This window comes from Cardinium endosymbiont cEper1 of Encarsia pergandiella (assembly GCF_000304455.1).
GTDB lineage: Bacteria > Bacteroidota > Bacteroidia > Cytophagales > Amoebophilaceae > Cardinium.
Window position 1 is genome coordinate 194041 of record NC_018605.1, and the last position, 14254, is coordinate 208294.

General features: G+C 37.1%; 12 protein-coding genes and 2 pseudogenes. 12 read left to right on the plus strand and 2 right to left on the minus strand.

Annotated elements, in window-relative coordinates; all coding sequences use genetic code 11:
- Nucleotides 1-73: 73 nt before the first annotated feature.
- From AL022_RS00900 to AL022_RS00920, 5 genes are all read left to right on the plus strand, one after another.
- On the plus strand, nt 74-1282 hold the full coding sequence (locus tag AL022_RS00900) for an ABC transporter permease (protein ID WP_014934350.1): 1209 nt from the start codon (nt 74-76) through the stop codon (nt 1280-1282).
- A gap of 79 nt (nt 1283-1361) precedes the next feature.
- A complete protein-coding gene (locus tag AL022_RS00905) occupies nt 1362-2513 on the plus strand; it encodes an ABC transporter permease (RefSeq protein WP_158309902.1) in 1152 nt (383 codons plus the stop codon).
- A gap of 2 nt (nt 2514-2515) precedes the next feature.
- Nucleotides 2516-3610, plus strand: coding sequence for an efflux RND transporter periplasmic adaptor subunit (locus AL022_RS00910; protein ID WP_014934352.1), 1095 nt, complete (start codon nt 2516-2518; stop codon nt 3608-3610).
- Between the two features lies 1 nt (nt 3611).
- Nucleotides 3612-4271: an ABC transporter ATP-binding protein gene (locus AL022_RS00915; RefSeq protein WP_014934353.1), complete on the plus strand. Its 660-nt coding sequence runs from the start codon at nt 3612-3614 to the stop codon at nt 4269-4271.
- A gap of 56 nt (nt 4272-4327) precedes the next feature.
- On the plus strand, nt 4328-5593 hold the full coding sequence (locus AL022_RS00920) for a TolC family protein (protein WP_158309903.1): 1266 nt from the start codon (nt 4328-4330) through the stop codon (nt 5591-5593).
- Between the two features lie 11 nt (nt 5594-5604).
- Here AL022_RS00920 and AL022_RS00925 read toward each other — a convergent pair whose 3' ends face one another.
- Both AL022_RS00925 and tgt read right to left on the minus strand, forming a co-directional pair.
- Nucleotides 5605-6687: an LptF/LptG family permease gene (locus AL022_RS00925; RefSeq protein ID WP_014934355.1), complete on the minus strand. Its 1083-nt coding sequence runs from the start codon at nt 6685-6687 to the stop codon at nt 5605-5607.
- Between the two features lie 5 nt (nt 6688-6692).
- Complete coding sequence (gene tgt, locus AL022_RS00930) at nt 6693-7817, minus strand: tRNA guanosine(34) transglycosylase Tgt (RefSeq protein ID WP_014934356.1); 1125 nt, start codon at nt 7815-7817, stop codon at nt 6693-6695.
- 6 nt (nt 7818-7823) lie between these two features.
- Between tgt and AL022_RS04485 the strand changes: the two genes are divergently transcribed.
- The 7 genes and pseudogenes from AL022_RS04485 (at nt 7824) to argS (ending at nt 14106) form a co-directional block, all read left to right on the plus strand.
- Nucleotides 7824-7979, plus strand: a complete 156-nt coding sequence (locus AL022_RS04485; RefSeq protein ID WP_158309904.1) for a hypothetical protein — start codon at nt 7824-7826, stop codon at nt 7977-7979.
- Between the two features lie 162 nt (nt 7980-8141).
- Complete coding sequence (lptB, locus tag AL022_RS00935) at nt 8142-8873, plus strand: LPS export ABC transporter ATP-binding protein (RefSeq protein WP_014934357.1); 732 nt, start codon at nt 8142-8144, stop codon at nt 8871-8873.
- Between the two features lie 165 nt (nt 8874-9038).
- Entirely contained in the window at nt 9039-10502 is a 1464-nt protein-coding gene (gatB, locus tag AL022_RS00940; protein ID WP_041546198.1) for an Asp-tRNA(Asn)/Glu-tRNA(Gln) amidotransferase subunit GatB, read from the plus strand.
- 43 nt (nt 10503-10545) lie between these two features.
- Nucleotides 10546-10674: pseudogene (locus AL022_RS04655) on the plus strand (IS481 family transposase); the annotation flags it as partial.
- Between the two features lie 221 nt (nt 10675-10895).
- Nucleotides 10896-11183: an ankyrin repeat domain-containing protein gene (locus tag AL022_RS00945; RefSeq protein ID WP_158309905.1), complete on the plus strand. Its 288-nt coding sequence runs from the start codon at nt 10896-10898 to the stop codon at nt 11181-11183.
- 15 nt (nt 11184-11198) lie between these two features.
- Nucleotides 11199-11972, plus strand: a pseudogene (locus AL022_RS00950) (ankyrin repeat domain-containing protein); the annotation flags it as partial.
- A 340-nt stretch (nt 11973-12312) separates the two neighbouring features.
- On the plus strand, nt 12313-14106 hold the full coding sequence (gene argS / locus AL022_RS00955) for an arginine--tRNA ligase (protein ID WP_014934362.1): 1794 nt from the start codon (nt 12313-12315) through the stop codon (nt 14104-14106).
- Nucleotides 14107-14254: the final 148 nt, after the last annotated feature.

The window sequence follows — 14254 nt, forward strand, 5'->3', positions numbered from 1 at the left end:
TATATAAATTATGTTTTTTATACATTTTGTATTAGATTTGATCGGTTATTTGGTTACTCTATTGTAGAATCTTATGCTTTTATATGCTTTAAGAGAGGCCGCACAAAGCCTCAACACCCATAGATCCCGCACCTTCTCTATGGGCTTTGGCATATGGTGGGCTATTTTTATACTGGTATTGATATTGGGTGTGGGCAATGGATTTCACCATGGTGTTTCCAATGCATTTGCAAAGTATGGCACGAAAACGATGGTCATTTGGGGCGGTAGCACCGCTGGTAATCATCACCCTATTCCAACTACAATGGTTGGAAACTTCGCCAAAGCTTTCCCTACGATTCAGCAGATTAGTCCTATGTTAGGGTGTAACAGTCCCGTAAAATATGCCTCCCAAAAGGTTAACGCATGGCTTTGGGGATGTGATCCTTCCTATGCTTTGTTAACCCATTTGCCGATCCAGGAGGGACGTTTTTTTTCTCGACGTGACGCAGTAGCTGTACATAATATTTGCGTGATTGGCATAAACATTAAGGAAAAATTATTTGGTGCAACCTCTGCTATTGGGAAATACATTTTTTTGGGAGATATGGGCCTACAAGTAGTGGGTGTACTAGATGCATTTAATGGAATGTATAATGAATCTAATGCAGTATTGCTGACTAATGGTTTGTTTAAACAAATATTTCCTAGGTATAGCCATAATGTAGATTCTATTCGTCTCACCCTGGTACCAACGGCTCGTGAAGAGATAGTAGAAGCACAATTTCGTTCTTATTTTGGCCGCCACTTAAATTTTGACGTGCACAATACAAAAGGACTCGGTGTGTTTAGTCTTACCAAACATGCCAATAAATTTCATAATTTTTTTAAAAATCTAGCTATTTTTAATGCAATTATAGGTATATGTCTGCTCCTAACCGGTATGGTAGGCATTAGCAATATGATGCTTGTGACCGTTCAAGAAAGAACACAAGAGCTGGCTATTCGAAGGATATTGGGTAGTCGCTCTACAGAAATTGTGTTGATGGTTTTATGTGAAACCATTATGGTAACCTTTGTAGCGGGTATGATTGGATTTACAGCAAGTTTTTCTGTTATGCAGTTGTTAAATCAATGGGTCGTTCCATTATGTCAACCCTATTACCTATCTACTTTAACCTGTTCGCCTGAGTCAATATTTATGGGATTGGGATTAATTAGTTTAAGCAGCTCCTTAGCTGCCATTGTACCAGCCATCAGAGCGGTAAAGATAAAGCCTGTAGAGGCATTGAATCGTAAATGATTAAACCGATTGTATATTTATATATATGTTTGGATATCAAAGTTTTTTAGAGGTTTTTCATAGCTTAAAAGCTCATAAAATGAGAACCACTTTTACCGGATTTGGTGTAATGTGGGCGATGTTTATTTTAGTGCTTTTACAAGGAGCAGGTAATGGATTTTACAATGGTATGGTGAAAAAATTTCAAAGCTATAGTAGCCAAGTCATCTCCATTTATGGAGGCCATAGATCAACTGGTACCATCCATCTAACCGAACGACTAACAGACGATCTAGCCCTTCATTTGAATGTTTTTGAACACATCATGCCTCTATTTGCAACCGATTGTTCGGTTATATATGGGCAAGCTGCACATAAAAGTAATATATTAGGGGTCCGTGTGGGTTATGAAAAAATGAAACATTTGGAACTGGTAGAGGGGCGCTTTTTTACTGAACGTGATGGAATACAAAAACTTCCAGTCTGCGTACTAGGTTTTAAAATGAAAACGAAAATGTTTGGGAGCCAATCAGCAACTCGAACCTTTGTCACAATAGATGGCACTACCTTCTCTGTGATTGGCGTATTAGAAGCAACTGCTGGTCAAGATGACCATCGGGTCATTATCCCAAGCAGCCTATTTAAAGCATTGTTTCCGCGTAATGGGGAAAGTATTGATTGCATGATGTCAACTTTAGCGCCCAAACAAAATCCTATAAAGGTAGAAAAAAAAATTCGGGCTTATTTGGCTAGGCGGCTCAATTTTGAAGCGCAAGATAAACAAGCACTGTACATAAGACATCTATCTAAAGAAGCCAGGCCTTTCCAAATACTCTTTGTAGTGATGCAAGGATTTATTTGGTTCCTTGGTCTCTGTTTTTTAGTCAGTGGAGTGGTAGGAATAGGTAATATGATGCGTGTGGTCGTAAAGGAGCGTACACAAGAATTGGCCATTCGGAAAGTGATGGGTGCTCAATCAAGCGATATTATGGACTTAATTTTATTAGAATCGATAATCATTAACTTCATTTCTGGTGTCTTAGGACTAGGGATCGGTATAAGCATGCTCCAGTGGATGAATACCTATCTATTGCCTATCATCGAAAAACATGGGATCGCTCATTTTGAATTTCACTTTTCTATGGTTGTATCTGCCTTAATTGTTTTGATATTGTCTGGTTGTCTAGCCGGCATTATCCCTGCAAAAAGAGCATTATACATTAAGCCAATAGATGCTTTAAATAATGAATAAAAATGCGTACAATCACTAAATTTATTTTAACCACTGGTCTTATAGCTGGGGGCGTTTTGGCTTATTCTAGGGTCTATAAAGTCAAATGGAGCAAGTTCCATCAAGTAACTTTTAAAACCACACAGCCTACGCGCAGAACGATTATTCGAAAAAAAATTTTTTCCGGTACCCTTATACCTCATAAAGAAATTAATTTAGAAACGCATCTTACAGGTATTGTAGATAAATTATGGGTAGAAGTGGGGGGTTATGTGCAACAAGGTAGGAATATTGCGCGTATTAAAATACAGCCGAATCCAAAAGAGATTGAGGAGGCAGCTAGCAAGTTGCGTGTGGCCTCTATTAACCTAAATCAAGCCAGAGGGAAATACTTAAGAAGTAAACACCTTTTCACTAAAAAGATGCTAGCCAAAGAAGCTTATGAAGCAGATTTGGCATCCTGGGAACAAACCAAAGAAGCATTTGCTTTAGCAGAGAAAACATTGCAAATCACCCAAAAAGGCTATACTCATGCAAAAGGAGCAAATGCCAACCTCATTAAGGCTACTACAAAAGGAACTATTTTAGCCTTACCGGCTAAGGAAGGTAGTATGGTACAGGCCACGAGTGGCAATGCACGTGGTACTACAGTGGCAGTTATTGGTGATATGGATCATTTTTTGTTTTCAGCTCAAGTAAGTGAATTAGATGTGGCCGATTTAACCAAAGGGATGACCTTTACAGCTTCATTAAATGCCTTTAATGAAGCAAAATTACAAGTTACGTTAACTAAAATTGCACCAAAAGCAAGTGAAGAGCGATTAAAAAATGGAGAAATTAAATTTGCAATAGAAGGACTGGTGCAGCAGCCTAAAAAGTCAAAAATTACCTTACGGGCAGGTTATTTAGCAGTCGCAGAGGTAGTAGTTGGACAAGTAGACAATGTCCTGGCTGTTCCAGAAAGCGTAATTCAAATGAAAGGAAAGGACTGTTTTGTAAAATGTTTGCATGACGGTAAAATGGTTCCCAAAAATGTAGTATTAGGGCTATCAGATGGGCTCTATGTTGAAATAAAAGAAGGCCTTACAGAAGCAGATCAATTAATTGTAGAAACGTAGCATGATTCAGATTCAAGATTTATATAAATGCTACCAAAATGGTACGGTTACTAGAAATGTGTTAAATGGCATAAATTTCTACCTTGAAAAAGGAGACTTAGTTGCTTTAATGGGGCAATCTGGTGCAGGGAAGTCTACCTTGTTGAACATTATCGGCATACTAGATCATTATGACGATGGAGATTACCATCTTAATGGCGTCCATATAAAAAATCTGTCTAACCAAGAAGCTAGTAGATATAGAAGCGAATTAATTGGCTTTATCTTTCAACGGTTTCATTTAATTCCTTTTAAAACGGCCTTAGAAAATGTAGCGCTACCGCTTTATTACCAGGGTATAGAAAGAAAAGAACGGTACAAACGTGCATGGGCTATGCTAGATCGAGTTGGCTTGTCTCCCCATGCCCAAAATAAGCCAAATGCATTGTCAGGTGGTCAACAACAAAGGGTAGCGATTGCACGTGCACTGGTAACCGATCCTCCTTTAATTTTAGCAGATGAACCAACGGGCGCCTTAGATAGCCGTACAGCGCATGAAATCATGGCCTTGCTAAAGGAAATGAATAGAGAAGGGAATACCATTCTTATTGTCACACATTCTCTACAGGTAGCACGACAATGTAATAGTATCCAAGAAATTATAGATGGAAAAATTATTTAATAAAAATTTTACTAAAAATGGCGGTGATTCAAAAATTGATTATACGATTCAGTATGATGTGCACGATCGCAATTTTGGCCTATGATGTTGTAGAAGCGAAAGACAAGCCAATAAGTTTAGAAGAAGCCATAGATATGGCCTTAAAAAACAATTTGAATATTCAGATGGCTGAAAATACAAAAAAGCAAAACATTCTTTCGACCAAGATAGACCAATTTTCTTTATGGGTACCTAAAATAACTGTAAAGATTGACCAAGTAAACACGTGGGAATCAAAAGATCCCATATATACAATTCAATCTAGACCTATTTTTAGAGTAGAATGGCGCCTTGCATCACTGTTTGATAAAATTTTTCAGGCTAAAATAGCTGGTCAAAATAATGCTGTTTACAAACTGGTTGCAAAGAAATCAGTGGAAACCGAATTACAGGAAGTCATTTATGCCTATTATGCATTAGCCTTGGCACAAAGAAAGTGGGAATTATCGAATAATCTGATCAAGCTAGCAACAACTACATTGAAAACAGAGGAAGAAAAATTACGGGTGGGACTTATTTCCCAAATAGATTGTTTGGATGCACAACTAGCCCTTAAAAAGGTAAAATTAACCTTATTAGAGCGGCAAGAAATGTTGAAAGAAAAACGCAGCAGTTTCAATATAATGGTTGGTAAGCCGCTTAATGCGGCAACATGGGTGCAATCCAATATTTCCATTCAACCTATATGGGATATAAAGGCTGTTAGAAAAGAAAAAATAGTTGATTTAGAGACTGCCATACAAGAAAAAAAAGTAATCATAGCCGCTACCAATTTAAGTAGGGCCAAAGCCTATCCACTTGCTTGTGTAAATCTGTTCAATAGTTTTTGCTCAAATGGCTACTTATATGATTTAAAAGATAAAAGATGGTCTCGGGATGATTCACCTAGTCAATACATTGCGGGTATTGGCATTAGTATTGATATAGCTACCTTATTGTTAATGCCTGTAACGGTTAAAAAAGAAAAGATCGCATTACATAATGCAAAAGTTGCGTTAACACAAAAAAAACTAGCTATAGAAGCTAGTCTAGAAGATAAAAAGTGGCAATACCATCATGCTTTAGGTGCATACAAAGTAGTAGAATCACAACTAAAAATAAGCAAACAAAAATTGACTTTTGTAAGAGAAAAGTATCGTCTGAATCGGTTAAAACTACTTGAACTGCATGAAGCGGAAGAAGCTACTCAAAAAATAGAAATTGATTTAATAGAACAGGCTTTTAAGGTAAAAAAAGCAGAATATGGTCTATATCGAATGGTGGGTATGTCAGTAATAGACTGAAGAAGGGTAGTTTATTTGGATACAAGTCGATAAAAGATGATACATAAAACAGAGAAAATAATATTAGGCAACCATATGTCCAATAGTGGGTGTTCACTTTGTGTCTCGGCTACAATTTTAGCAGATAAAAACAGGACTATATAAAAGCAACCCAGTATAATGCCCAACGTAATGCGTCCGCCTACCCCTTCCCTGGGCTTATGTAATGCTATTAAAAAACCCAATACAATAAGAATGAGAATGGCAAAGGGTGTCATATAGCGAATATGTTGCTCGGCTATGAAAAAACGTACAGTTGCACTACCCTTGTAGATCAATTTTTGAATATGTTTTGCCAATTCAGAAAGGGTCAAGCTATCCTTTAAGTTGGGGTTAATGGAAAAATCTTCTGGATGGACTGCTAAGGAAATGGTTAGCTTGTCTCCTGTGATAATCTCTTCATGTCTTGGAAAAAAGATACGTTTTTGCCAAGATTGTATAATCCATGTTTGATCTTTTCCATTCCATCCCATTTTTTCAGCAGATAGGCGCTCGATCAGCATGTTATTTTTAAAAGTGTCTAAGCTGATATCATATCCCGTATTACTGTAACCATGGTACTTGCCAATGTGTAGGTATTGATCAGCGCCCACCTTGAGCTGTATATAGTCTGACTGAGGCAAACTACCCATGCCGCCCATGTCGAGATATTCTGTTTCAAACCGAACACGCGCTTTATTCACATTGGCCAATAACCAACCTATAAGATAAAAATTGGCTCCAGTAAGTAAACAAGCAATAATGATATAAGGTCTTATGATGCGATGCAAACTAATCCCACCGCTTAATAGCGCAATAATTTCTGATCGTTTTACCAGCCTAGTCGTACACCATATAGTGGTAGCAAAGACAATTAGAGGGGCTACAAGATTCACTAAATAAAGCGCCAGTACACAGTAGTAGTTGAATACTGCCTGAAAAGAAAGGTGATGCTTTTTAAAATTACTTATATTCTCCACTAGGTGAATAACGATAAAAACTGAGATAAAGATGGTAAGAATCACCCAAAAAGCAGAAAAAAACTTTTTAAAAATGTACCGATCTAGTAGCTTCATTTTAATTAGATTTTTGCCATGATGGTTTTAACTATATGGTTTTTCCATGCAACAAAGCTATTCTGCTGAATCTGCTCTCTAGCTTGACGCACCAACCATAGGTAAAAAGTTAAATTATGGACACTGGCCAATTGCGCACCCAATAATTCTTTAGAGGTGATCAAGTGGCGCAGGTAAGCTTTTGAATAATAGCCACTAACTGGTCCACCTAATGCGCCATCTATAGGGCTAAAGTCATATGCCCATTTTTTATTTCTAATGTTTAAGATACCCTGTGTGGTAAATAGCGTACCATTGCGTCCATTTCGAGTAGGCATTATACAGTCAAACATATCTACACCTAAGGCAATGCACTCTAAAAGGTCCAAGGGTGTACCAACCCCCATTAAATAACGCGGCTTAGACCTAGGTAAAATAGAACAAACCAGCTCTGTAATTTCATACAGTTGCCCATCAGGATGACATACGCCTCCTATGGCATTACCAGGCCTGTCTGCTGCAGCTATGGTTTCAGCGGATTGGATCCGTAAGTCTTTATAGATACTACCTTGCACAATTGGAAAAAGTGCTTGATGGGCATGTTGATTCGTTAAGGTAGCATCAAAATAATTTATGCCCCTTTTGAGCCAGCGATGGGTACGTTCCATAGAAGCCTTTGCGTAGTGGTAGCTACAAGGGTAAGGGGTGCATTCATCTAGTACCATCATGATATCGGAACCAATGCTTCTTTGAATATCTACTACAAGTTCTGGTGTAAATAAATGGCGAGAACCATCTATATGGGAACGAAAGGTAACCCCTGCTTCTGTCAGCTGACGACGATCTGCTAGAGAGTAGACTTGATAGCCTCCACTGTCGGTTAATATCGGTCGATGCCATCCCATAAAGGTGTGGAGCCCTCCTGCTGCATCCAATACTTTAGTACCTGGACGTAGATAGAGGTGATAGGTATTGCCTAGGATGATATCTGCATTGATTTGGTCGCGCAGTACGCCCTGTGGAATAGATTTTACCGATCCTATCGTACCTACCGGCATAAAGATAGGTGTACGAATGATCCCTTTACTAGTGGTGATCAGCCCTGCTCTAGCTTTGGAATGCTGATCTTCATGTATTACCGAAAATTGCAATGCAGTATGGATAATTATATGTATGCGCTAAACTATAAATGTAGGAAAGACCTACTGACCAGAAAGCTTATTTTAGATTTTGAGTCAAATATATGCTTTTTTAGCCTCATTCCCCATGAAGCACGCCACGTAGATAGTAATAAAATGGATATTTTCTTATAAATTTATTGGGATGGGTAATGGGCAGATCGATCCACTTTTATGCCATCATCGCAACAAATGATGCGATGCAGCCTTTGCTTTTTAAGCCTCTCTTAATTTTAATCTGTATAAGGGTGGAACGCAATCTAAAAGGGTATCCCATCATTTAATACAAAATTTTTTATGCAACTTCGCGCAGATTCACTAATCAAAGCATATAAAGGACGAAAAGTAGTAAAAGGCGTCTCACTGACCGTTGAGTCTGGTGAAGTCGTAGGTTTACTGGGGCCCAATGGGGCAGGGAAAACCACTACTTTCTATATGACGGTTGGGCTTATAAAGCCCAATAGTGGTAACATTTATTTAGATCAAACATGTATTACCCCGTTGCCTTTATATAAACGTGCCCAAAAAGGTATTAGTTATTTACCCCAGGAGGCCTCTGTCTTTAGAGAATTAACGGTAGAGGAAAATATCATGGCTATATTGGAAATGCGTAAGCTTTCTAAACAGGAACGGAAAGAAAAATTAGAAAGTTTATTGGAAGAGTTTAGCATTATGCATATACGGAAAAGTAAAGGTAATGTACTTTCTGGAGGGGAACGGCGTCGTACAGAAATAGCTAGAGCGTTGGCTACTGATCCTAAATTTGTCTTACTGGATGAGCCTTTTGCAGGTGTAGACCCTATCGCTGTAGAAGAAATCCAGCTGCTTATCGCCCAGCTTAAGCATAATAATATTGGCGTGTTGATTACAGATCATAACGTAGATGAAACGCTTTCCATTACGAATAGAGCTTACTTAATGTTTGCTGGCGCATTGCTTAAAGCAGGCACTGCAGAAGAATTGGCAGAAGATGAACAGGTGCGTAGGCTTTATCTTGGAGAAAAATTTGAACTAAAACGTTATGAATAACTTGTATCATCTACCCATCGATCATACCCCATATGCTAAGGAATAAAAAATAGCATTGGTAAAAAATCATGCGATCATTGCGGATAGATGCTATCCTATACTTTGTAAGCAAAATAATTGATAGATTCAGATGGCCATACAGCTATCAAACCATATAATAAACTTATGCATGAAACCATCAAAGATCCGTATCAAGTAGTGATTGGACTGGAAATCCACATTCAATTGCTCACCCATAGTAAAATGTTTTCCTCAGATAGAGCTGAATATGGTGCCCTTCCTAATACCAACCTTAGTCCCATTACTTTGGCCTATCCCGGTACATTGCCTAGAGTAAATAAAAAAGCATTTGACTACGCTATAAAATTAGGGTTGGCATGTGGTGCAACGATTACAGATTTAAACTTTTTTTCTAGAAAAAGCTATTTCTATCCAGATTTACCCAAGGGCTTTCAAATCACACAAGATACTACTCCAATTTGCCAAGGTGGATTTGTAACCATTTATACCAATGAAGGCATAGAGAAAAGCATTCCACTTATACGGATGCACCTAGAAGAAGACACTGGTAAATCTATACATGGTGTGGTTGACGAGGTTACTTTGTTGGATTATAATCGAGCAGGGACGCCTTTATTAGAATTGGTAACCGCTCCAGCCATTACAACAGGAGAAGAAGCCTATCAGTTTTTATATGAAATTCGAAAATTGGTCCGGTATTTAGATATCTGTGATGGCAATATGGAAGAAGCTTCTTTACGTTGTGATGCCAATATTTCAGTAGCCCGCAAGGGATCTAAACAACTGGGCACTAGAGTAGAGGTTAAAAATATGAACTCTATGCGTAATGTTCAGCTTGCCATAGCCCATGAAATAGAACGTCAAATAGAGGTGTTAGAAAAGGGTGAGCCAGTGATAGCGGAGACTCGAAACTTTCAAGTTGCTTCAGGTGAAACGATTAGCCTACGTGCCAAAGAAACAGCCAGTGAGTACCGTTATTTTCCAGAACCAGACATCCCTCCTATATGGGTTTCAAAAGAATGGATAGAAAGCATTCGCAAGACGATGCCTTTGTTGCCAAGAGCTTATTTTAAAAAATTTAGAGAGGTATACGGTCTTTCTGATTATGCTGCTTCGGTACTTACCGAGCACAAAGCATTTGCCATATTCTTTGATGAACTATGTCAACATACTAACCATTATACGGCTGCAGCCAATTGGTTATTGGGGCCTATAAAAGGTTATCTTAATGAGCAGTCGCTTCCATTGGAAGAATTGCCCCTTACCGTTGACCGTTTCGTTGCACTCATCACATTGGTAGAAAGTGGTATGGTCCATTTTTCGATTGCGGCCAATCAAATCTTTCCTTTGTTATTGCAACAGTCTGATATAACGCCTATGGCAGTTGCAGAGGAACTAGACCTGATACAGGATAATGATGAGGCCAACTTAAAAGCACTTATTGCAGAGGTATTAGCAGCGCACCCAGAAAAAGTAATAGCTTACAAAAATGGAAAGTCAGGGCTACTGGCCATGTTTATGGGGGAAATTATGAAAAATAGTCAAGGAAAAGCCAACGCACCACTGGCTAATACGTTATTAAAAGCTGCCTTGGATCATCCTTCTTAGGCTTTGACCAATGGGCCACAAGATAATAAAAGTTTATTACAATTGTTATGGTAAAACACGTATACAAACTTGGGAGGATAGTAAAAAATTAGTATTTGAAAAATATAACCAAAGCACATATATTAAAAGAAAATCTGACACACTAAACTTAAACGATAACTATAAGTTATAATTTGTACTGACTATAAGATTAAATATTGACTTCTATACTTTATTGTTTATATAAATTATCGTCTTACCATATTAAATATTTTTGTATAGATGTATAAAAAACATATTGCGTATATTAACGCTTATAGCATATCCCTACTACTGTATAGAGTTCTTTTATTTTTTTCACTTCCGATTTATGGTTATGCTGATTCATATTTATCACCAGTAGAAAGGAATGTTATGCTACATGTACTAGTTAAAAATGGTGATGTACAAGCAGTAGAAGCTTTACTTAATAAACCTGAGGTTGATGTAAATGCGAAAGATAAAGATGGTGATACTCCATTACATATAGCAGCACAAGAGGGTCATGTAGAAGTAGTAAAAGAATTACTAGCCAATAAAGGTATTCAGGTGAATTTACAAAATAACAATGGTGAGACTCCACTATATACGGCAGCCTATAAAGGTCATATAGAAGTGGTAAAAATATTACTAGCCAATAAAGGTATTCAGGTGAATTTATAACATAACAATGGTTGGACTCCATTATATATAGCAGCACAAGAGGGTCATGTAAAAGTGGTAAAAGAATTACTAGCCAATAAAGATATTCAGGTGAATTTACAATGTAACGATGGTAAGACTCCACTACATACGGCAGCCTATAAAGGTCATATAGAAGTGGTAAAAATATTACTAGCCAATAAGGGTATTAAGCTGAATTTAGAAGATGAATATGATTGGACTCCACTACATATGGCAGCAGATATGGGTCATTTAGAAGTGGTAAAAGAATTACTAGCCAATAAGGGTATTAAGCTGAATTTACAACATAACAATGGTTGGACTCCATTATATATAGCAGCACAAGAGGGTCATGTAAAAGTGGTAAAAGAATTACTAGCCAATAAAGATATTAAAGTGAATTTACAATGTAACGATGGTGAGACTCCACTATATATAGCAGCAGAAAATAGTCATATAAAAGTGGTAAAAGAATTACTAGCCAATAAGGGTATGAAGCTGAATTTACAACATAAAGCTGGTATGACTCTATTACATATGGCAGCACGTATAGGTCATCTAGAAGTGGTAAAAGAATTACTAGCCAATAAAGATATTAAAGTGAATTTACAATCTAAAAATGGTCATACTCCACTACATATGGCAGCATATAACGGTCATGTAGAAGTCTGTAAAGCGTTAATACAAGATGAAAGGATTGCAACCAAAATAAAAAATACTTTGGGTAAAACCCCTCTTGATCTAGCTAAAAACAACAATCATGACATATGTATTAATCTTTTTAAATAAAGCAATAATCTTGGGGTAGTAGAAAATATATACTAAATTTTTAAACCAAAAACATAATTTAATACGTTCTGGAATGTAATATTTTTTAATATAATAATCAACTATAAAAATGTAATAACATTTATTTATAAGCAGTTGTATTAAGAACATTTTTATACAAATTATTTTGATTATCAAGTTTTGATATTAAAAAATTACTTGATACAATCAAGTAAAATAGCTAATTTGTAGTAACCATACCAATAAAATTCTCTATTAAAGTATGTGTAAATCAAACAAATAAATCCATAACCACGTTATAAATTTCTAATTTTACGTAAAATCAGATAAACTTTACCTTATGCCTTTTGACGGACACTCCATAAAGCTGGTACCTAAACTTAGACAAGCTATACAACAAGCATTTCTAGCCATTTATGATCTACCTTTATCGGAAGAAGCTTGTAGCGTACAGGTTACCAGAAAAGAATTTGAAGGTACTTTTTCATTCCCTGTATTTTCTTTTTCTAAAAGATGTAATGCACTACCTACTGAATTGGCCCATCAAATAGGCCAATGGCTACAAACCCATACCAATCTAATAGCCAGTTATAATGTGATAAGTGGTTTTTTAAACCTTGTGCTTCATGATGCCATTTGGCTGTCCATTTTAACTACTATTGCAGCAGATTCGACTTACGGTTGTTTGGCCAGACGGATGCGCCATATAGTGGTAGAATTTTCCTCTCCTAATACTAATAAACCGCAACATTTGGGTCATTTGCGTAATAATTTTTTAGGCAGCTCTTTGGCCGCTATATTAGATGCGGCTGGATATACCATCCATAAAGTGAACCTCATTAATGACCGTGGCATCCATATCTGTAAATCTATGGTGGCTTACCAAGAATTTGGCGAAGATGAAACACCAGAAAGTACCGGCATAAAGGGAGACCATTTAGTAGGAAAGTATTATGTAAAATTTGACCAAGTATATAAAGCAGAACAGGCGCTTATGGAAAAAAATGGGGAAGATGCAACGGTACCCCCTATTTTGCAACGGGCACAAAATATGTTGGTGGAATGGGAAAAAGGCAACCCTGATGTAATAGCACTATGGAAAAAAATGAATGGCTGGGTCTACGATGGATTCAACGCGACTTATGCTGAATTGGGCATTACGTTTGATAAGATTTATTATGAATCTGAGGCTTATTTACTAGGTAAAACGATTATAGAAGAGGGTTTGCATCAACAAATATTTTACAAAAGAGAAGATGGAGCCATTACAGTTGACCTATCCAAACAAGGTTTAGGAGAAAAGGTTTTGTTGCGGAACGATGGAACAGCTGTATATATTACACAAGATCTAGGAATAGCTGATTTACGTTATGCAGATTATCATTTTGATCAAATGATTTATGTGGTCGGCAATGAACAAAGCTATCATTTTAAGGTCTTATTTGCTATTATGACCGAATTGGGCAGACCTTATGCATCTTCTATGCACCATTTTCCCTACGGGATGGTGGATCTACCAGACGGTAAAATGAAATCTAGAGAGGGAAACGTAGTAGATGCGGATAACCTTATACAAGAAATGATTGATACAGTTGGGCACTATATGGAGACTACTGATAAAGTTACCAAATGTGCCCAGGAAGGGCTACAGAAATTACACCATACTTTGGCAATAGGTGCCTTAAAATTCTTCTTACTACGGGTTTCACCTCAAAAAAAGATGTTATTTAACCCTAATGAATCTATTGATCTACAGGGCGATACTGGTACATTTATTCAGTATACCTATGCTAGAATTTGTTCACTAACCCGAAAAGCAGCATCCGTTCCAAAGGTTCCACTAGATGGATCAACAACTGGTTCGCTTAGCCCCTTAGAACAGAACCTTATTTTCCAATTGTATAGGTTACCAGAAACGATAGAGGAAGCTGCAGCAGCCTACATGCCCTCTGTAATAGCCCATTACGCTTTAGAGCTAGCGAAAACTTACAACAAATTTTATGCAAGTCATCTAATATTCCGGGAATCTAATGCTAATACCAGAGCGATTAGACTATTGCTTTCCTTTTGTGTAGGTAAGGTGCTCAAAAAGAGCATGGCACTTTTAACCATTGAATTGCCAGAGAAGATGTAAACTTAAAAGTTAGTAATAGGGTGAGGCATTGTATACACTAAAAGTTTTTTTATGAATGTGTCATGCCTATTTTTCTGATCTACTTTAGGTAAATTTTAAGGTAAAAATGTAAAAATTATACAATTTTAATAGATGATCATAATAAAAT

Excerpts from the sequence above, each read along its gene's own strand:
- AL022_RS00900 (WP_014934350.1), top strand. The coding sequence starts at position 74 with ATGCTTTTATATGCTTTAAGAGAGGCCGCACAAAGCCTCAACACCCAT.
- AL022_RS00905 (WP_158309902.1), top strand. The coding sequence starts at position 1,362 with ATGAGAACCACTTTTACCGGATTTGGTGTAATGTGGGCGATGTTTATT.
- AL022_RS00910 (WP_014934352.1), top strand. The coding sequence starts at position 2,516 with ATGCGTACAATCACTAAATTTATTTTAACCACTGGTCTTATAGCTGGG.
- AL022_RS00915 (WP_014934353.1), top strand. The coding sequence starts at position 3,612 with ATGATTCAGATTCAAGATTTATATAAATGCTACCAAAATGGTACGGTT.
- AL022_RS00920 (WP_158309903.1), top strand. The coding sequence starts at position 4,328 with ATGTGCACGATCGCAATTTTGGCCTATGATGTTGTAGAAGCGAAAGAC.
- AL022_RS00925 (WP_014934355.1), bottom strand. The coding sequence starts at position 6,687 with ATGAAGCTACTAGATCGGTACATTTTTAAAAAGTTTTTTTCTGCTTTT.
- AL022_RS04485 (WP_158309904.1), top strand. The coding sequence starts at position 7,824 with ATGGATAATTATATGTATGCGCTAAACTATAAATGTAGGAAAGACCTA.
- lptB (WP_014934357.1), top strand. The coding sequence starts at position 8,142 with ATGCAACTTCGCGCAGATTCACTAATCAAAGCATATAAAGGACGAAAA.
- gatB (WP_041546198.1), top strand. The coding sequence starts at position 9,039 with ATGCATGAAACCATCAAAGATCCGTATCAAGTAGTGATTGGACTGGAA.
- AL022_RS00945 (WP_158309905.1), top strand. The coding sequence starts at position 10,896 with ATGCTACATGTACTAGTTAAAAATGGTGATGTACAAGCAGTAGAAGCT.
- argS (WP_014934362.1), top strand. The coding sequence starts at position 12,313 with ATGCCTTTTGACGGACACTCCATAAAGCTGGTACCTAAACTTAGACAA.